Here is a 17380-nt window from a genome sequence, read left to right as displayed (position 1 = left end):
CATCATGGCTATGACAAGCTGATGACGATGACAGCACGAGTATATGACAATGTCATGACAGCGCATCCTTGCCAAGTGAATGGCCGCTGCCGTCATGCATCGGGCCACCAGGTGAGAACGAGGCCGGCGAACAGTACCAGACCTGCCCAGTGGTTGTTGAGAAAGGCACGGAAGCAGTATTCGCGGGATCGGTCCCGTATCAACCATTGCTGATAGACGAAGATGGCGGCCATGGCTGCGAGGCCCAGCCAGAAGAAGCCACCCAAGGTCAGTCGCCACCCAACCCAGGCCAGCAAGAGCAGGGTGAATCCCTGCAGCACGGCAATGATCGCCTTGTCGGCCCGGCCGAACAGCACGGCGGTGGACTTGATGCCGATCTTCAGGTCATCGTCACGATCGACCATGGCGTATTCGGTATCGTAGGCCACCGTCCAGATCACATTGGCGAGGAACAGCAACCATGCCTCGAACGGCACGCCTTGCTGTACTGCGCCGAATGCCATGGGAATCGCCCAGGAGAAAGCGGCGCCCAGAAACAACTGCGGCAGATGGGTATAGCGCTTCATGAAGGGGTAGATGAAGGCCAGGATCACGCCGCCGATCGACAACAGGATGGTGAAACGGTTGGTGAAACACACCAGAATGAACGCCGTTGTCACCAGCAACACGAATAGCCCCTTGGCTTCGCGTTCGCTGATGCGGCCAGTGGCCAGCGGACGCTCCCGGGTTCGCTTGACATGGCCATCGAAGTGGCGGTCAGCGTAATCGTTGACCACGCAGCCGGCAGCACGCATGACATAAACGCCGGCAATGAAGATCAGCAGCACATCGCGCGAGGGCACTCCCTCGGCCGCGATCCACAAGGCCCATAATGTCGGCCACATGAGCAGCCAGGTACCGATCGGACGGTCCAGACGCGTCAGGGCGAGGAAATCGGGAAGCCGTGCGATACCGCGTCGGGGGGCTGTCTGATCCATCGACATCTCCAGTAGCCAGAGGCGATATCCTAACGCGACGGCAAGCGCAAATCATCCGCCATTCGATCAAGGAAGAACTCCTGGACCAACACCTTGAAGCGGCCATGCTGAAACACCGAGCGACGGCCCCACGGCCCCTGTTCCGGGAAGAACGGCGCCGGGCGGTGAGTCACTTCGATACGACTTCGCTGGAGATCGGGCTGACGAAACAGCCAACTGCCGAGGGAGCGCTCACCGAGCTGGGCAAGTCGTTGTCCCTGGAGGCGGTTCATGGGCGCGACCGAGCGTGCCACTACCCAGGGACGTTCATCGATGCACAGGGCGACTTCCCGCAACCATGCCTGCTGGCGGGGATCGAGTGCCAGGGCTCGCGCTTCGTCCAGTCTGGGGCGGCCCAGACGCTGATCGATCAGACGCACACGGAAGTCCCGGTCGCCGGCCGCTTCGATCAGGCGTGATGTCAGGGAGTCACGCGAGGCAACCCATTGCCACCAATCGGGACTCATGTCGGCACGCCAGGCGTCGGCCGGTCGCCAGTCGGGAAGCCATCCTTGGGATCTATCATGGCCGTCGTGCACCATTGCCTCCGAGTCAAGGTCAAGGCCGGTAGTGTACCATGGTCATCCCTTGGAGCTGTGCGTCGGGAGTGTCATGAACGAGCCATTGATCATCATCGGTAGCGGTATGGCGGGTCTGGGCCTTGCTCGACAGATTCGCGCCCACGACTCGCACCGAGCCATTACCGTGATCACGGCCGATAGCGGTGACGAGTATGCCAAGCCGCTGTTATCCACGGGATTTGCCAAACATCTGCCGCCCGATCGCTTGGCCACCCGCTCGGCACTGGAGGTCGCTGATCAGCAAGGGGTCGTGATGCGTACGCACACGCGTGTCACTGCCATTGATCCGGCCAGTCGCCAATTGCAGTTGGGAGTGGAAACGTCAGGCTTCGGTGAACTGGTACTTGCTACCGGAGCGTTGCCCCGTTTGCCCTTCTCCGTGACGGATGAGCTGTCCGGTCGTGTGTTCTCCATCAACGACCTTGATGATTACCGGGCATTTCATGCTGCACTGAGTGCGCTTGGCCGACCGGCACGGGTGGCGATCATCGGTGCGGGCCTGGTGGGATGTGAATTCGCCAACGATATGGTTGCCGGCGGGCATGGGATCACCCTGATCGCGCCCGAGGAGGCCCCATTGCCACGCCTGCTGCCTGATCCGTTGGGATATGCCTTGGGCGAAGCCTTGGCGGAGCAGGGTGTTCATCTGCGGTTGGGGCGTGGGGTGGCGGCCCTGCAGGCCGAGGGTAGCGGTATTGCCATCACCCTGAATGACGGGCACGGCTTGTCGGCCGATCTGGTCCTGGTGGCCACCGGACTGGGCCCTCGTACCGACCTGGCCGAAGCAGCCGGCCTCGAAACCGACGAAAGCGGCATCCAGACTGATCGTTACCTGCGTACCTCGGCGCCGGCGATTTATGCGCTGGGCGATGGTGCCTGTGTGGATGGCGTCAATGCCATGTATGTCCAGCCATTGCAGGCGAGTGTCAAGGCATTGGCTGCCACGCTGACGGGAACGCCGACGCGTGTTGCTTACGGCCCCTGGCCGGTTCTGGTCAAGACACCGGCGCTGCCGGTGGTATCCTTGCCGCCGACGCATGAACCGGCACGTTGGCGAATCGAAGGTGAAGGCCATGATTTGACCGCGCTCGCCGAGGCGGAAGACGGTCGTTTGATCGGGTTTGCATTGACAGGCGCCTGTGTCAGGAGGAAAGTCGAACTGGCGCGATCCGCCCCCGCATTGCTAGGCTAGAAGCGTTGTGCCGTGTGAACCGGCTCAGTGTCGCGGCAGGCGACGGTCCTGTTGCTTCGCGACACGATGCTTTCGGCGGCTCGCGCGGGGACGATTCATTTGTTCTCAACAACAAGAAGGGCGACCTGGGTCGCCTGCCATGCCAAACCAGGAGGGCTTTATGCGCAAACCAGAACTCGCTGCGGCGATTGCCGAGCGTGCCGATCTTTCCAAGGATAAAGCGGGCCAAGTGCTCAATGTCATTCTCGATGAGATTACGGGCAGTGTCTCAAAGGGTCAGGATGTATCACTGATCGGCTTCGGATCCTTCACCGTTCGTGAACGTGCCGCTCGTACCGGAAAGAATCCTCAAACCGGTCAACCCTTGACCATTCCGGCGAGCAAGACCGTGGCTTTCAAGCCCGGTAAAGCACTGAAAGACGCTGTCGCCAAGTAAGCGAGCCCGCAGCGCGGGGATCTTGACCCCGCGGTGTCGTTCGGCCGATATCCGCCACATGAGCGGTTGGACAAAGAGCCGAACCACGCCGGCTGCACGCATGTAGCCGGCGGATTTCCTGCCCGTACTTCCCTGTTTGTTTCGGAGTCGCGATGAAATTGCGATTGTTGCTGTGGTTCATCGGTTGGTTGCTCAAGCGTGCGCTACGCCGTAACCCCGCCTTTCGGCAAGCGCTGAGTGAACGCACTCGCTTCGATTGGGGAGTCGCGACCGAGGATCTGTCGATCGCCCGTCATTACCGCATGTCAGCTCAGGGTATCGAGACAGGGCCGGGACTGCCGGTCGACCTCGATCTGGAGTTACGTTTCGACGAGCCCGATATGGCACTGAAACTGTTGCGTCAGCCGTCACGGAGGGCTTTCCTCGACGGCATGATGGCCGGGCATGTCCGTCTGGTGGGCGATTCCAGTGATCTGCAGCGCTTGCAGCGTCTGCTCGCCCACCTGTGATGCGTTGACGGGAGTGGGGCGATAAATGCTCCGATAGACGTTATACTAAAGTCTAACTTCAATGCAGTCCTCCATGATGCCGACGCCGTTATCGAGATACTTGCGACGCCTTTGGACGCTCGATAAGTTTGCCTACAGCTTCCGTGTTTTCCTCGCCTTCGTTGGTGCCCTCGTACTCAGTTGGTATCAAGGGGATATCGCCCTGGTGATTCCGTTGTTCCTGGGTATCATCGCCAGCGCCCTGTCGGAGACCGATGATAGCTGGCAAGGGCGTTTACAGGCGCTACTGGTGACGCTGGTCTGTTTCGCCACGGCGTCGCTGAGCGTCCAGTGGCTATATCCTTGGCCGTGGTTGTTCGCCGCAGGCTTGGCCGTTTCCACGTTCGTGCTGATCATGTTGGGTGCCGTGGGGCAGCGATATGCGACCATCGCTTCGGGTACTCTTATCCTGTCGATCTATACCATGATCAACCTCGAGCATCAGGGCGGCGTACCGGAAGAGGGGGTCTGGCACCAGCCGCTGCTGCTGGTGACGGGGGCAGCATGGTACGGTGCCATTTCCGTGATCTGGTGCGCGCTGTTTTCCCGTCAGCCGGTGAAACAGAGCATGGCGCGCTTGTACAAGGAGTTGGGGGAATACCTGATCATCAAGTCGACGCTGTTCGAGCCGCTGCGTGGCGTGGATGTCGAGGAGCAGCGTCTACGTCTGGCCCGGCAGAACGGGCGTGTCGTCATGGCGCTGAACCAGGCCAAGGAGATGATCTACCGTCGCCTCGAGGGGCAGCGTGGTGAGCGCAAACTCAATCGCTATCTCCGCATCTATTTCATTGCCCAGGATATCCACGAGCGAGCCAGCTCTTCTCACTACCCGTATTCGGCACTGATCGAAGCGTTCTTTCATCATGATGTGCTGTTTCGCTGCCAGCGGTTACTGGATCAGCAAGGTCAGGCGTGCAAACGGCTCGGCAAGGCACTATTACTCAACCGACCCTTCGACCACGACCAGAGTGAACAGGCGCTGAAAGATCTGCATGGCTCGATCGATTATCTGCAGTCCATGCATCGTACTGAATGGCATGCCTTGATGCCGCCGCTCAGAGCCCTGGCCGATAACCTCGCTACGCTCGAGGAGCAACTGGCCAGCGCCCACAATCCGGATGCTCAGGGTGAGCCGCAGGACGATAGCCTGTTCAACCGTTCACCGCGCAGCTTGCGGGACGGCTGGGAGCGGATTCGACTCCACCTCACGCTGGGATCACCGACGTTCCGCCACGCCTTACGCTTGCCCATTGCCCTGCTGGTCGGCTACGGCGTGCTGCATCTGATTCATCCGACCCAGGGCTTCTGGATCCTGTTGACGACGTTATTCGTTTGTCGTCCCAACTTTGCCGCGACGCGTCGCTTCCTGAGCCAGCGTGTCATCGGTACGGTGCTGGGTCTGGTTGCGGGCTGGGCATTGATCTCCCTGTTTCCTCATCCGCTGATCCAGACGATGATCGCCGTTGTCGGTGGCGTTTCCTTCTTCGCCAATCGAGAGCAGCACTATGTACTGGCCACCGCATCGATCACGCTGATGGTGCTGTGCAGCTTCAATCAGGTGGGGGATGGTTTCGATCTGATCTGGCCGCGTTTGTTCGATACGTTGATCGGAGCCACGATCGCCGGTCTGGCAGTCTTCACGATTCTTCCGGATTGGCAGGGACGCCGCATGCATCGCGAGGCAGCGAATGTGTTGACCTCCAGTCGCCAATACCTGGAAGAGATCATTCACCAGTACGAGACCGGCAAGCAGGATGATCTCGCTTACCGCCTGGCACGGCGTAATGCCCACAATGCCGATGCGGCGTTATCGACCATGCTGGCCAACATGCTTCAGGAGCCGGGTCACTATCGTAAGCACGATGCCGATGACGGATTCCGGTTTTTGGTGATATCGCACACGCTGCTGAGCTATCTGTCGGCGTTGGGAGCCCACCGCCATCGCATGAGCGAAGATGAGCAGGATATCACGTTGATGCCTGTGGCCAGGCGGGTGGCCGAGATTCTCGATCAACTGGCAGGACGGCTGCAGGCACGTCAGCCGATTGCCGACCTGGAAGGCGAACAGGCGGCGTTGGTGGCGCAATTGACCGAAACAAGCGCAGCCAGCGAGGAGGAGAAAGGGAGCCAGGTTTACCGGCCGATACAGACGCAACTGTTGTTGATCTGCCGGCAGTTGCGTCCTCTGGGGGATGCCGCCAATCGCCTCATCGATCCCCATCACGATGATACCGTGTCGGAATCAGCGCTCGCTTGATTTTTACACCTGGCCGTAGCGTCCCGCTTCTTCGCCCAGCCAGCGATGAATCAGCGGCGTGCTGGCTTCCGGGGCCAGCTCGAGCAACGACTTGGCCAGCAGGGTGACACGATCCAGGAGATCGCGATCACGCTCCAGGTCAGCGATTTTCATTTGTGCCAGGCCGGTCTGGCGGGTTCCCAGCACCTCGCCGGGACCACGAAGCTCCAGATCCTTTTCGGCGATGCGGAACCCATCACTGGTATCTCGCATGACCCCGAGACGCTCGCGCGAGTGCGCGGACAAAGGCGGGTGGTAGAGCAGCACGCAAAAGCTTTCCGTATCGCCACGCCCCACCCGGCCACGTAACTGATGCAGCTGGGAAAGACCCAGGCGCTCGGGGTTCTCGATGATCATCAGGCTGGCGTTGGGCACATCGACACCGACCTCGATGACGGTCGTGGCCACCAGTAGATCCAGTTCCCCGACCTTGAATGCCTCCATGACCTCGGCTTTCTCGGTCGCTTTCATGCGACCGTGAACCAATCCGATCGCCAGTTCCGGCAAGGCATCGCCCAGACTGTCTCGTGTAGCTTCGGCCGCCTGGCACTGCAGGGCTTCCGATTCCTCGATCAGCGTGCAGACCCAGTAAGCTTGGCGGCCTTCGGTACAGGCCTGACGAATACGGTCCACGACCTCCGGCCGGCGTTCGTCGGGAATCGCGACGGTCTTGACCGGTGTGCGGCCCGGCGGCAGCTCATCGATGACCGAGATATCGAGGTCGGCATAGGCGCTCATCGCCAGCGTCCTGGGAATGGGCGTGGCAGTCATCACCAATTGATGGGGGGTGAATCCACCGGCTTCCCCTTTTTCACGAAGTGCCAGACGCTGATGTACACCGAAGCGATGCTGTTCATCGATGATGGCCAGACCGAGTCGATGGAAATGGACATCGTCTTGAAACAGCGCGTGCGTACCGACCACCACTTGCGCGCGACCATCACCGATAGCTGTCTTGGTGTCGAGACGCGCCTTGCCCTTGAGCTTGCCGGCCAACCAGGCGACATCGATTCCCATCGGGTCGAGCCACTCCTGGAAGCTACGATAGTGCTGCTCGGCCAGGATTTCGGTCGGGGCCATCAAGGCGACCTGAAATCCGCCGGCCAGTGCCGAGAGCGCTGCCATGGCGGCGACGACCGTCTTGCCGGAGCCGACATCCCCTTGCACCAGTCGCAACATGGGTGACCGGCAGGCCAGGTCGCCGGCGATTTCATCGAGCACACGCCGCTGGGCACCGGTCAGCGAGAAGGGCAGGCGTGTCAGGAAGGTCGCCTGTAGATTGCGGCCGGACGGCAGGGCCGGCGCCGCATCGGATCGAATCTTCAAGCGGACCTGACGCAGGCTGAGCTGGTGAGCCAACAACTCTTCCAGGGCCAGACGGCGTTGGGTTGGATGCCGGGTGTCAGCCAGACTGGCCAGATCCGCATCCGGAGGCGGTCGGTGAAGGTAAGTCAGGGCGTCATACAGTGCGGGAAGATCGAATCGCTGACGCAGTGTCTCCGGTATCCAGTCCGGTAGCGCCTCAGGGGAGGCGTCGAGACAGTCCAGCGCTTGACCGATCAGTCCGCGTAACCTGGCCTGATTGAGACCTTCAGTGGTGGGATAGATCGGTGTCAGATGATCCTCGACCGGGGCGTCGCTGTCGCTCAGTACACGGTATTCGGGATGGTACAACTCCAGACCGGTAGCGCCGGCGCGTGCTTCGCCGAAACAGCGGACCCTGACTCCCGGGCGGAATTGCTGATGTTGTGCCGGCGAGAAGTGGAAGAAACGCAGGCTGAGAATGCCCGAACCGTCCTTGAGGCGGACCAGCAAGCTGCGACGACGCCCCTTGACGATATCCGCGGCCGCCACGTCGCCTTCGACCACGGCCTCGTCGCCGGAACGCAGGGTGGTGATGGGGGTGATGCGCGTTCGGTCCTGATAGCGCAGCGGCAGATGAAAGAGCAGATCGGCCACCTGGGAGATCCGCAGTCTGGCCAGTTTGACAGCCAGTGCTTCGCCGACTCCCTTCAGTGCTCTGACATCCTGCTCGAGCTCGTTCATGCCGGCTCGAGCTGTCGTTGCCGACAGGCAGTGATCGCTTTCGTTAGCGCATCGATTGCCTTGGGTCGAGGGAAACTTGCCCGCCAGGCGAGGGCCACGGTCCGGGATGGCGCTTCGGGCGTAAAGGGCCGACTTGCCAACACTCCCGCTTCGTAGTGGCTGGTACCTATCGCCGAGTGAGGCAGTACCGTCACACCGAGTCCGGAAGCTACCATATGGCGTATCGTCTCCAGTGAGCCGCCCTCGGCCGTCAGAGTGTTACTGGGGCTATTGAGCTGATGGCTGATGGCCGGACATGTCTCGAGTATCTGATCTCTGAAGCAGTGACCTTCGCCGAGCAGCAACAGACGCTCGTTGAGCAGGTCCTCCTTATTGATGCTTTCCTTGGCAACCCAGGGATGGTTGGCCGGCATCAGCACCTCGAACTCTTCTTCATAAAGCGATTTCGTCACCACATCCGGTTCGGTGAACGGCAATGACACGATGATCGCATCGAGCTCGCCACTGCGCAGCTTGTTGCGCAACGAGGCGGTGAAGCCCTCCTCGATGTAAAGCGGCATCTGGGGTGCGGTCCTGGCCAGTTCCGGTACCAGGTGAGGGAACAGGTAGGGACCGATGGTAAATATCGCACCGACACGCAACGGACTCGACAACTGGTCCTTACCGGCATTGGCCAGTTCCTTGATGATGCTGCTCTGTTCCAATACGCGTTGTGCCTGCTCGACGATCTGTTCACCCAGCGGTGTGACCTGTACGGTGGATTTGGAGCGCTCGAACAAAGCGACACCGAGCTCTTCTTCGAGCTTCTTGACTGCAACCGACAGGGTCGGCTGTGAGACGAAGCAGCGCTCGGCGGCGCGTCCGAAGTGATGTTCTTGCGCCAAGGTTACGATATAACGGAGTTCTGTTAGAGTCATGGTGGTGCCTGCGGGCATCCTCTCGAAGCGGATGGATCAGAATTTCCAATAGGGACTTTTTATCAAGGGGCGAGAGAAAGGTGAAGACGACTCTGATAATCGGTTGTGGCGATGTCGGTATGACGCTCGGGCGCCAGCTTCTGGAAGCCGGGCAGCGAGTCATCGGTGTACGCCGCAATGCCAGTGAACTGAAAGAGTACGGGATCGAACCGCTGTCTCAGGACATCAACGCCGATGGTGCCGCCGCGACGCTGCCGGATGCCGATATCGTGGTCTATGTGCTTAGCGCCGATCGGTTCGAGGAGGAGGCTTATCGCACTGCCTACCCGGCCGGATTGCGATCGGTGCTGGCTGAATTCGCGCGCCGGGATGCACCGCCTGCGCATGTGTTTTTCGTCTCGTCGACCAGTGTCTACGCCCAGCAGCAGGGCGAAGTGGTGGATGAAACGAGTGAAACGGTGCCCACCGGTTTCTCCGGGACGCTCATGCGACAAGCGGAACAGTCGCTCATCGACCATGAACTGCCCGGCACGGTGGTTCGCTTTTCGGGTATCTATGGGCCAGGTCGTGACCGTCTCATCCGCCAAGTCAGTGAAGGGCGTATTGCCGCTGCGGCCCCGCCGATGTACTCCAACCGGATCCATCGTGACGATTGTGCCGGGGTGCTGGCACATCTCATCGACTTGAAACTGGCCGGCACACCGCTTCACGAACTCTATCTGGCGACAGACTGCGAACCGGCACCCTTGCATGATGTGATGACCTGGCTGGCGGCCAAGCTCAAGGTGACCTCGACCGAAACCATTCAGTCGCCGCTCAGACGCCGTTCCAGCAAGCGCTGTGATAATACGCGACTGCGGGAGAGCGGTTATCGTTTTCGCTATCCCACCTATCGAGAAGGCTATACCCAGATATTGAAACAAGGCGGTTACCTGCAGAGCGAGAAAGCGTAACCGATATCACAGAGGATGTCGGTACGTCAGTGAATACACCTCGAAACCGTCATTCGGTTTCTTGATACTGGCATTCGAGTAGTGTGTGGCACTAAGGCCGATTTCACTGCCGCCATCGAGATGAAGACCGGCGGCCAGGCGATCCTCGAACTGGAATGCGGTCGACAGGTCGCGGTCCTCCATGCTGGCATCGAGAAACAGGGCCCCGCCGATACCGGCTTCCAGGAATGGCTTTGTCGGTGTATCGGCGAAGGTATATCGCAAGGCGGGCGAGAGAGTCAGCGCGGCATTGTCGCCACCATGCCGTTCCAGCAGTAGCAAACTACCGGTCAGGCGTAGACTGAGAGCGGGCGACCAATCATCCAACGGAAAGTCGCGATCGATGCCCAGGGTCAGCGTCACCGTATCTTCACTGGTCATTCCCGGTGCGATATAAAGATCGGCCTGGCTGGTCGAGGGAACGGCCAGCATCCATGTCAGTATCAGTGCCGTTCTCGGCGCATACCGTAAACACTTGACCATCGTCCCTCCCTGGTGACCCGGTTACGATGTCGGCGATTGCGCAAGCGGCTGGTATTGCTGGCCGCACTCCGTGGCAATCGATTGTATCAGTGTTAACTGATTATAGCGCCATTCGAGGCCGATGTCGGGTAGTGTTGTCCAATCGGGGGGTGGAGCTTTGCGGAGCAGAGTGACATGGGGTACGAAATGGCCCGATGGTGGCGAGAATCCGAAACGTTCGAGTTGCTGCCATAGCTCGCCGTGCAGTCGCAGCAGTGAGTCGGCATGGTCGTGGCCACCGACCCACAGGATCTTCGGACCGTGAAAGTAACCGAAGCGATCCAGACGCCAGGTGGCTGACGGTACCCGCCACTCTCGTGTGAACTGCTCGAGCTCCTGGCAGCGGGCTTCCGTGACTTCGCCCAGGAAGGCCAGCGTCGCATGCAGTGTCGAGTCAGGCATGCGACGCCCACCGTAGCGGGCGTGAACCTGATCGGCCAGTTCACCCAACTGCCGTCGTAATGTGGGGTCAGGTCGCAATGCCAGGAAGAGTCGCATCGTTGGCTCTTTCCCGCGACTGGTTCAGTCACCGAGGACCATGATGGCCTCTGCTTCGACCTGGCTGCCTTTGGGCAGCGCCTTGACGCCGACCGCGGCACGTGCGGGGAAAGGCGAATCAAGGAACTCTTCCATGACGCGGTTGACGATGGCGAAATTGTCCAGGTCGACCAGATAGAGGTTGATCTTGACCAGATCGCCCAGCGAGCCGGCAGCCTCTTCACAGACCGACTTGAGGTTGGTGAACACCTGGCGTGCCTGAGTCTCGAAATCGTCCGAGACCAGCGCCATGGTGGCCGGATCGAGCGGAATCTGGCCGGATAGATAAATGGTGTTGCCTGCCTTGATGGCCTGGGAGTAAGGACCGATGGCAGCCGGTGCCTTGTCGGTATCGATGACGGCCTTGTTGCTCATGAGACATCTCCTGTAAGAAAAAAGACGACCGCCCCACCGCTGATCGCGGCGGTCGAGCGTTCGCCAGGGTTCAGTTAAGGACGCGCGTGATTCTACCGACGTGGGGTAGGTTGCGGGTCCGTTTGATGATGCGTGCCAAATGAACGCGATCGTGTACTGCCAATGTCAGGTTGACGATCGACAGGCGAGCATCACGCTCCTCGATACCGATGCGTTCGATGTTGGCATCGGCATCCGTTATCAGGCTAGCCAATTCGGCGACCAGCCCTCGGCGGCTTTCGACTTCGATTCGCAGTGCAACCGGAAAGTCATCTTCTATATGTTGTGACCACTGTAGCGCAAACAGCTTATCCGGATCACCCCTGAGTTCATCCAGATTACGACAGTCCGTTCGGTGTACCACGATTCCCTTGCCGACCGATAGATGACCGATGACAGGATCGCCGGGGAGCGGGTGACAGCAGCGTGCGAAGCTGATCACCATGCCTTCGGCGCCGCTGATCATGATGGGCCCCTGTTGGGTCGTGGTCACGGCTCCCGGTTCGCTACACGTCTTGGGTTCATCGACCAGTTGCCTGGCAATGACGTGGGCCAATCGGGTGCCCAGTCCGATGGATTCCAGCAGCGCATCCAGGTTTTTCAAGGAGAGCTCCTCGAGCAACTGCTGCACCGGTCCGTCAGGCAACTCCTCGAGACTGGTCTCGTACTCTGCCAGTGCCTTGTTGAGCAAGCGACGACCCAACTGGACGGATTCCGTATGTTGCTGGTGCTTGAGGGCATGACGTATCGCTGAACGCGCCTTCGCCGTGATCACGAACGACAACCAGGAACTGTTGGGGCGACCGCCGGGCGACGTGATCACTTCGAGTGTCTGGCCACTTTCGAGCCGAGTCGACAGTGGGGCCAGATGCCGGTCGATACGACAAGCAATGCAGCTGTTGCCGATATCGGTGTGCACGCTGTAGGCGAAGTCGATCACTGTCGCGCCCTGGGGCAACTCCATGATGTCCCCTTTGGGGGTGAACACATAGATGTCATCGGGGAACAGGTCGTTCTTGACGTGTTCGATGAATTCCAGTGAGTTACCGGCATGGCGCTGCATTTCCAGCAGACCGCGCACCCATTCGCGTGCTCGGGCGTGGCTGCCGGCAGCGATGGGGCGTTCCGTCTGTCCCGCCTTGTATAGCCAGTGAGCGGCGATGCCGTTGTTGGCCATGGCTTCCATTTCGCGTGTGCGGATCTGAACCTCGATCGGCATGCCGCGGATACCGAACAGCGTCGTGTGCAGGCTCTGGTAGCCATTGGCCTTGGGAATGGCGATATAGTCCTTGAAGCGTCCCGGGACAGGCTTATAGAGATTGTGCACGGCGCCGAGAATACGATAGCAGCTGTCGACACTGTCGGTAATGATGCGGAAGCCGAAGACATCCATGATTTCGGCAAACGATTTCCGCTGGTCCCGCATCTTGCGATAGATCGACAGCAGATGTTTCTGGCGACCGATTACCGTGCCGGTCAGGCCCTCGTCGTCGATACACTTCTGCAAGCTGTTCTGAAGCTGGCGAATGGTGGACCGGCGATTGCCGCGAGCCTTGCTGACGGCGCGCTTGATGCGTTCGCTGCGCATCGGGTAGAGCGCATGGAATGACAGGTCTTCCAGTTCGACGCGGATGGTATTGATGCCGAGGCGACTGGCGATACGGGCATAGATCTCGAGCGTCTCGCGGGCGATGCGGCGTTTCTTCTCGGGACGCAGGGCACCCAGAGTACGCATGTTGTGCAAGCGGTCGGCAAGCTTGACGATGATCACGCGGATGTCACGTGACATTGCCAGCACCATCTTCTGGAAGTTCTCGGCCTGGGCGACGGCCTTGTCCTCGAAGGTGATCTGCGTCAGCTTGGACACGCCGTCGACCAGTTCGGCAACCGGTTCACCGAACTGCCGAGCCAGGGCATCCTTGGAAATACCGGTGTCCTCGATGACATCGTGCAACATGGCAGCCATCAGGCTCTGATGGTCCATGTGCATATTGGCCAGGATGTTGGCGACCGCCAGAGGATGGGTTACATAGGGTTCGCCTGAACGACGCTGCTGCCCGTCATGGGCCTGTTCAGCATAATAAAAGGCGCGCCTGACCTGCTGGATCTCATCCGGTGGAAGATAGCCGCCGAGGCGATCGGCCAGGTCATCGATGGTGAACATGAAACGCGCCTATACCCGAAACGACGAACGTTGACGACAATGGTGATAGTGTCACGTTATCCGATTCGAGGCGCTGCGTCACTCCTCGCGAGGCGAGGGTTCGCTTGTCGTGCGGGTCGTGGCCTCGATCGGCTCGTCCAGCACATTGTCATCGATCAAGCCAGCGGCAATTTCGCGTAATGCCATGACAGTGGGCTTGTCGTTTTCCCAGGGGAGTTGGGAATCACGTGATCCACGAGCCAGTTGGCGCGCGCGCTGGGTGGAAATCATCACCAGCTTGAAACGGTTTTCAACATGATCCAGACAATCTTCGACGGTGACTCGCGCCATGAGTAGCTACCTGAGTTCGATACGGAACGTCTTTGGTGAAATTTGCAGGACGATATAGTTTACTCGACGCCTTCATCCCGTGACAAGAGCATTTCGAGTAGAGCGCCACGGGTTTCCTTCACCCGATCGAGTCTTGTCCGACGGGCACGCACCAAGCTTTCCAGATCGGCCAGTGCGGTGTCGAACTGGTCGTTGATGATGACATGATCGTACTCGTCGTAGTGCGACATCTCGCTGATGGCATCGCGCATGCGTCGGGCGATCACGTCGTCGTCATCAGTGCCGCGATCAGCCAGACGACGGCGTAGTGCATCTCGCGATGGCGGCAGGATGAATACCGATTCGGCATCGGGTACCTGCTCGCGGACCTGGCGGGCACCCTGCCAATCGATTTCCAGGATGACGTCCTGGCCGGCGGCCAGCAAAGCCTGTACTGCCGGACGTGAGGTGCCGTAGTAGTTGTCGAACACGCGAGCGTACTCGAAGAAATCGCCGCGCTCTATCATGCGTTCGAACGTTGCGACGTCGACGAAATGGTAGTTGATACCATCGGCTTCTCCGGACCGAATGGCTCGGGTGGTATGAGAGACCGAGACCTGGATGCCATCGAGGTGCTCGATCAATCCTCGCACCAGGCTGGTTTTTCCGGCACCGGAAGGAGCGGAAATGATGTATAGGGTACCTTGAGACATGTAGAGGCTCCGGGTCGCGACTGTCTGCGCCTGCCAAGGCGGGCTCTGGCGTCAGGCGGCGCATTATAACCGCATGCCGGGTGTCGCGTCATGGTATGGCCGCCCAGGCGTGCTAGACTTCATGTCTTTCTGACTCACGGCTGGAAAGGAAGCATGCCAGTGTCACAGCAACGACCCTTGACCTTCTTCGGGGTGGCGTTCGCCTTCCTCGCCACCATGCTGGGTACAACCCTCCCGACACCGCTTTATCCGCTCTATCAGACCCAGTTCGGATTTTCGCAACTCATCATCACAGTGATCTTCGCTGCTTATGCGGTAGGTGTGATTGCCGCCTTGCTGGTGACGGGGCGCTGGTCGGATCAACTGGGTCGGCGCCCGATACTGCTGGGCGGGCTGTTTGCGGCGATGATCAGCGATGCCGTGTTCCTGCAGGCCGATGGGCTGGGGGCGATGCTTGCCGGGCGGGTTCTCTCCGGCCTCTCGGCGGGAGTCTTCACCGGCACGGCAACAGTGGCCGTCATGGAACTGGCTCCTTCCTACCTCAAGCGCCATGCCGCATTGGCAGCAACCGCCGCCAACATGGGCGGATTGGGACTGGGTCCGGTAGTGGCCGGCCTGTGTTCCCGTTATCTCCCCGATCCACTGTGGCTACCCTACCTGTTGCATCTGGGGCTGGCAGGATTGGCGATGCTGGCCATCTGGCAAGCGCCCGAGACGGTGACGCGTCCTGAACGAATCCGGCTCAGGCTGCAACGGCTCAGTGTGCCGACAGAGGTACGTGCTGTGTTCGTACCCGCTGCCATTGCCGGTTTCGCCGGTTTTTCGGTACTGGGGTTCTTCACCGCCACGGCGCCGGCCTTCATGGGGCGCATCATGGATGTATCGAATCTATTGGCGATCGGTGTGGTTGCGGGGCTGCCATTCTTCGCGTCAACCGTTGGACAACTGGCGCAGGAGCGGGTGCCGCTATCGTATCGGCTGCCCCTCGGTTGCGTGATCCTGTTGCTGGGCGTGGTGGCGATCGGTGCCGGCATTGCCCTGGCGTCGCTGACGTGGTTCGTCTGCGGTGCCGTTGTGGCCGGCATCGGGCAGGGCATCGCGTTTCGAGCCGGCCTTGGCGAAGTCGTGGCGGCCAGCCCACTGACGCGACGAGCAGAGGTGACGTCGAGTTTCTTCGTGGTCGCTTATGTGGCGATCTCACTGCCAGTGGTGGGTATCGGAGTGACGGCACGACTCATTGGCCTGCAAGCGACGGGTGAGATATTTGCCGCTCTCGTCGCGTTGCTGGTCTTGATGGCGCTGGTGCTGTTGCGGCGTCAGCGTCGTCCGGTAATGCCCTGATGGCCCGCGCTATCCTAGCAGGGTTGGATACAAGGTTCGGCCATTGATGTGCGTCGTTCCAGCCATAGGCCGGTGGCGAAGATGGCCAGGCCAGCGATGGCGAGAACGGTGCCGACCAACCCCGTCGTCGACCAGGTAAACCCCCATTGGATGGCAAGCCCCGCCAGCCATGCGCCCAGGGCGTTGGCCATGTTGAAGGCTGCATGGTTGAGTGACGCAGCCATGGTCTGGGCATCTTCCGCCACATCCATCAGCCGGGTCTGTAATGCCGGCCCCAAGGCCATGCTGGTACCGGTCAGACAGACGAATAGCAGCCCGGTCAGCACATGGTTAGCAGCAAAAAAGAAGAGCCCTTGCACCAGAGCGCACCACAGCAGGATACAGGGAATGGCCCGTAACAGGTTACGGTCTGCCAGTCGGGCACCCGCCAGCGTGCCGATGATCGTTCCCACACCAAAGATGACCAGCACCATGGGCGCCAGCGCCTCGCTCATGTCCGCCTGTTCCACCAGTGTCGGCATCACGTAGCTGAAGATAGAGAACATTCCGCCGAAGCCGATGCAGGCCACACCCAAGGTGAACAGCACGCGCTGCTTGATCAACGCCGTGAGTTCTCGCACCGGGCTGGCATCAGGATCGCGGGGTTGCGGGGGAACGAAACAGCGGATCATCAGTGCTGTGAGCAGTGCGATACCACCAACCGCTGCAAACGCAACCCGCCAGCCGAACTGTGTGCCGAACCAGGTACCCAGTGGTGCCCCCAGCAGGATCGCGATCGTGAGCCCCATCATGACCCGTGCCACCGCTCTGGCGCGCTCCTCGACGGGAACCGCGCCTGCCGCCACCAGTGCGGCGACGCCAAAATAGGCGCCGTGTGGTAGACCGGCCAGGAAGCGCAACCCCACGAATGACCAGAAACCGGGCGCCAGGGCACTGGCCAGGTTACCGATGGCGAAGATCAGCATCAGCGCGATCAAGAGCGCTCGGCGCGGTACCCGGGCGCCGAGTGAGGCAATCAGCGGGGCACCGACAACCACGCCGAGCGCATAGCTGCTGATGGCATAACCGACTTGCGGTACGCTCACCGCCAGGTCACCGGCAATGGGCGTCATCAGCCCCATGATCACGAATTCGGTGGTACCGATACCGAAGCCACCCATTGCCAGTGACAACTCGGCCAGGCGTGGACTATCGGCGTAGGTACCGGTCGATGTTGGGGGCGCGTCCTGCATGATGGCTCTCCCTCATATGGAGCGCAGTGGGGACTGCGCGATGAGGGCGCCATGATCGCAGGATTAGACGAAAGTATAAAGTGGTCTGTCGCTCGACAGGTTGTCTTGCTCGGGAAATACAACC

At 60.2% G+C, this 17380-nt stretch carries 17 protein-coding genes; 6 read left to right on the top strand and 11 right to left on the bottom strand.

The window, feature by feature from the left end; translation table 11 throughout:
- Nucleotides 1–92: 92 nt before the first annotated feature.
- Both ubiA and BLW01_RS06825 read right to left on the bottom strand, forming a co-directional pair.
- Entirely contained in the window at nt 93–977 is an 885-nt protein-coding gene (ubiA, locus tag BLW01_RS06830) for a 4-hydroxybenzoate octaprenyltransferase (RefSeq protein WP_092568754.1), read from the bottom strand.
- A 29-nt stretch (nt 978–1006) separates the two neighbouring features.
- Complete coding sequence (locus tag BLW01_RS06825; RefSeq protein WP_229806440.1) at nt 1007–1555, bottom strand: chorismate--pyruvate lyase family protein; 549 nt, start codon at nt 1553–1555, stop codon at nt 1007–1009.
- 73 nt (nt 1556–1628) lie between these two features.
- On the opposite strand from BLW01_RS06825, the gene BLW01_RS06820 reads away from it, so the two are divergent.
- The 4 genes from BLW01_RS06820 to yccS all read left to right on the top strand — a co-directional run bounded on the left by BLW01_RS06820 (nt 1629) and on the right by yccS (nt 6030).
- Nucleotides 1629–2789 (top strand): FAD-dependent oxidoreductase, encoded by a 1161-nt coding sequence (locus tag BLW01_RS06820; RefSeq protein ID WP_092568752.1) that lies wholly within the window; start codon nt 1629–1631, stop codon nt 2787–2789.
- A 139-nt stretch (nt 2790–2928) separates the two neighbouring features.
- A complete protein-coding gene (locus BLW01_RS06815; protein ID WP_175529792.1) occupies nt 2929–3225 on the top strand; it encodes an HU family DNA-binding protein in 297 nt (98 codons plus the stop codon).
- A gap of 152 nt (nt 3226–3377) precedes the next feature.
- Nucleotides 3378–3734 (top strand): hypothetical protein, encoded by a 357-nt coding sequence (locus BLW01_RS06810; RefSeq protein ID WP_092568750.1) that lies wholly within the window; start codon nt 3378–3380, stop codon nt 3732–3734.
- Between the two features lie 73 nt (nt 3735–3807).
- Entirely contained in the window at nt 3808–6030 is a 2223-nt protein-coding gene (gene yccS, locus BLW01_RS06805) for a YccS family putative transporter (RefSeq protein WP_175529791.1), read from the top strand.
- 3 nt (nt 6031–6033) lie between these two features.
- Here yccS and recG read toward each other — a convergent pair whose 3' ends face one another.
- Nucleotides 6034–8115 carry an ATP-dependent DNA helicase RecG gene (gene recG, locus BLW01_RS06800; protein WP_092568749.1) on the bottom strand — a complete coding sequence of 694 codons (2082 nt, stop codon included), beginning with the start codon at nt 8113–8115 and terminating at the stop codon, nt 6034–6036.
- The gene (locus BLW01_RS06795) at nt 8112–9032 is read right to left on the bottom strand and encodes a hydrogen peroxide-inducible genes activator (protein WP_092568748.1); all 921 of its coding nucleotides are present in this window, start codon (nt 9030–9032) and stop codon (nt 8112–8114) included. The genes recG and BLW01_RS06795 overlap by 4 nt, the downstream gene beginning before the upstream one ends.
- 80 nt (nt 9033–9112) lie before the next feature.
- Between BLW01_RS06795 and BLW01_RS06790 the strand changes: the two genes are divergently transcribed.
- Entirely contained in the window at nt 9113–9985 is an 873-nt protein-coding gene (locus BLW01_RS06790) for an SDR family oxidoreductase (RefSeq protein ID WP_342341870.1), read from the top strand.
- Nucleotides 9986–9991: 6 nt separating this feature from the next.
- Here the strand turns inward: BLW01_RS06790 and BLW01_RS06785 are convergent, their stop codons facing one another.
- From BLW01_RS06785 to gmk, 6 genes are all read right to left on the bottom strand, one after another.
- Entirely contained in the window at nt 9992–10507 is a 516-nt protein-coding gene (locus BLW01_RS06785) for an acyloxyacyl hydrolase (protein WP_092568747.1), read from the bottom strand.
- Nucleotides 10508–10528: 21 nt separating this feature from the next.
- On the bottom strand, nt 10529–11044 hold the full coding sequence (gene thpR / locus BLW01_RS06780; protein WP_092568746.1) for an RNA 2',3'-cyclic phosphodiesterase: 516 nt from the start codon (nt 11042–11044) through the stop codon (nt 10529–10531).
- A 24-nt stretch (nt 11045–11068) separates the two neighbouring features.
- A complete protein-coding gene (locus BLW01_RS06775) occupies nt 11069–11458 on the bottom strand; it encodes a RidA family protein (protein ID WP_092568745.1) in 390 nt (129 codons plus the stop codon).
- Between the two features lie 70 nt (nt 11459–11528).
- Nucleotides 11529–13661 (bottom strand): RelA/SpoT family protein, encoded by a 2133-nt coding sequence (locus BLW01_RS06770; RefSeq protein WP_092568744.1) that lies wholly within the window; start codon nt 13659–13661, stop codon nt 11529–11531.
- 78 nt (nt 13662–13739) lie between these two features.
- Nucleotides 13740–13991: a DNA-directed RNA polymerase subunit omega gene (gene rpoZ / locus BLW01_RS06765; RefSeq protein WP_092568743.1), complete on the bottom strand. Its 252-nt coding sequence runs from the start codon at nt 13989–13991 to the stop codon at nt 13740–13742.
- Between the two features lie 59 nt (nt 13992–14050).
- Nucleotides 14051–14683 carry a guanylate kinase gene (gene gmk, locus BLW01_RS06760; protein ID WP_092568742.1) on the bottom strand — a complete coding sequence of 211 codons (633 nt, stop codon included), beginning with the start codon at nt 14681–14683 and terminating at the stop codon, nt 14051–14053.
- 159 nt (nt 14684–14842) lie between these two features.
- On the opposite strand from gmk, the gene BLW01_RS06755 reads away from it, so the two are divergent.
- Nucleotides 14843–16024, top strand: a complete 1182-nt coding sequence (locus BLW01_RS06755; protein ID WP_229806439.1) for an MFS transporter — start codon at nt 14843–14845, stop codon at nt 16022–16024.
- Nucleotides 16025–16038: 14 nt separating this feature from the next.
- Here BLW01_RS06755 and BLW01_RS06750 read toward each other — a convergent pair whose 3' ends face one another.
- On the bottom strand, nt 16039–17256 hold the full coding sequence (locus BLW01_RS06750) for an MFS transporter (RefSeq protein WP_092568740.1): 1218 nt from the start codon (nt 17254–17256) through the stop codon (nt 16039–16041).
- Nucleotides 17257–17380: the final 124 nt, after the last annotated feature.

This window comes from Aidingimonas halophila, from assembly GCF_900106955.1.
Lineage (GTDB): Bacteria > Pseudomonadota > Gammaproteobacteria > Pseudomonadales > Halomonadaceae > Aidingimonas > Aidingimonas halophila.
Note: the sequence above shows the minus strand (reverse complement) of the source record. Positions and strands in the feature narration are given on the sequence as shown.

Excerpts from the sequence above, each read along its gene's own strand:
- rpoZ (WP_092568743.1), bottom strand. The coding sequence starts at position 13,991 with ATGGCGCGAGTCACCGTCGAAGATTGTCTGGATCATGTTGAAAACCGT.
- BLW01_RS06775 (WP_092568745.1), bottom strand. The coding sequence starts at position 11,458 with ATGAGCAACAAGGCCGTCATCGATACCGACAAGGCACCGGCTGCCATC.
- BLW01_RS06770 (WP_092568744.1), bottom strand. The coding sequence starts at position 13,661 with ATGTTCACCATCGATGACCTGGCCGATCGCCTCGGCGGCTATCTTCCA.
- BLW01_RS06810 (WP_092568750.1), top strand. The coding sequence starts at position 3,378 with ATGAAATTGCGATTGTTGCTGTGGTTCATCGGTTGGTTGCTCAAGCGT.
- BLW01_RS06820 (WP_092568752.1), top strand. The coding sequence starts at position 1,629 with ATGAACGAGCCATTGATCATCATCGGTAGCGGTATGGCGGGTCTGGGC.
- thpR (WP_092568746.1), bottom strand. The coding sequence starts at position 11,044 with ATGCGACTCTTCCTGGCATTGCGACCTGACCCCACATTACGACGGCAG.
- recG (WP_092568749.1), bottom strand. The coding sequence starts at position 8,115 with ATGAACGAGCTCGAGCAGGATGTCAGAGCACTGAAGGGAGTCGGCGAA.
- yccS (WP_175529791.1), top strand. The coding sequence starts at position 3,808 with ATGATGCCGACGCCGTTATCGAGATACTTGCGACGCCTTTGGACGCTC.
- ubiA (WP_092568754.1), bottom strand. The coding sequence starts at position 977 with ATGGATCAGACAGCCCCCCGACGCGGTATCGCACGGCTTCCCGATTTC.
- BLW01_RS06750 (WP_092568740.1), bottom strand. The coding sequence starts at position 17,256 with ATGCAGGACGCGCCCCCAACATCGACCGGTACCTACGCCGATAGTCCA.
- gmk (WP_092568742.1), bottom strand. The coding sequence starts at position 14,683 with ATGTCTCAAGGTACCCTATACATCATTTCCGCTCCTTCCGGTGCCGGA.
- BLW01_RS06815 (WP_175529792.1), top strand. The coding sequence starts at position 2,929 with ATGCCAAACCAGGAGGGCTTTATGCGCAAACCAGAACTCGCTGCGGCG.
- BLW01_RS06795 (WP_092568748.1), bottom strand. The coding sequence starts at position 9,032 with ATGACTCTAACAGAACTCCGTTATATCGTAACCTTGGCGCAAGAACAT.
- BLW01_RS06785 (WP_092568747.1), bottom strand. The coding sequence starts at position 10,507 with ATGGTCAAGTGTTTACGGTATGCGCCGAGAACGGCACTGATACTGACA.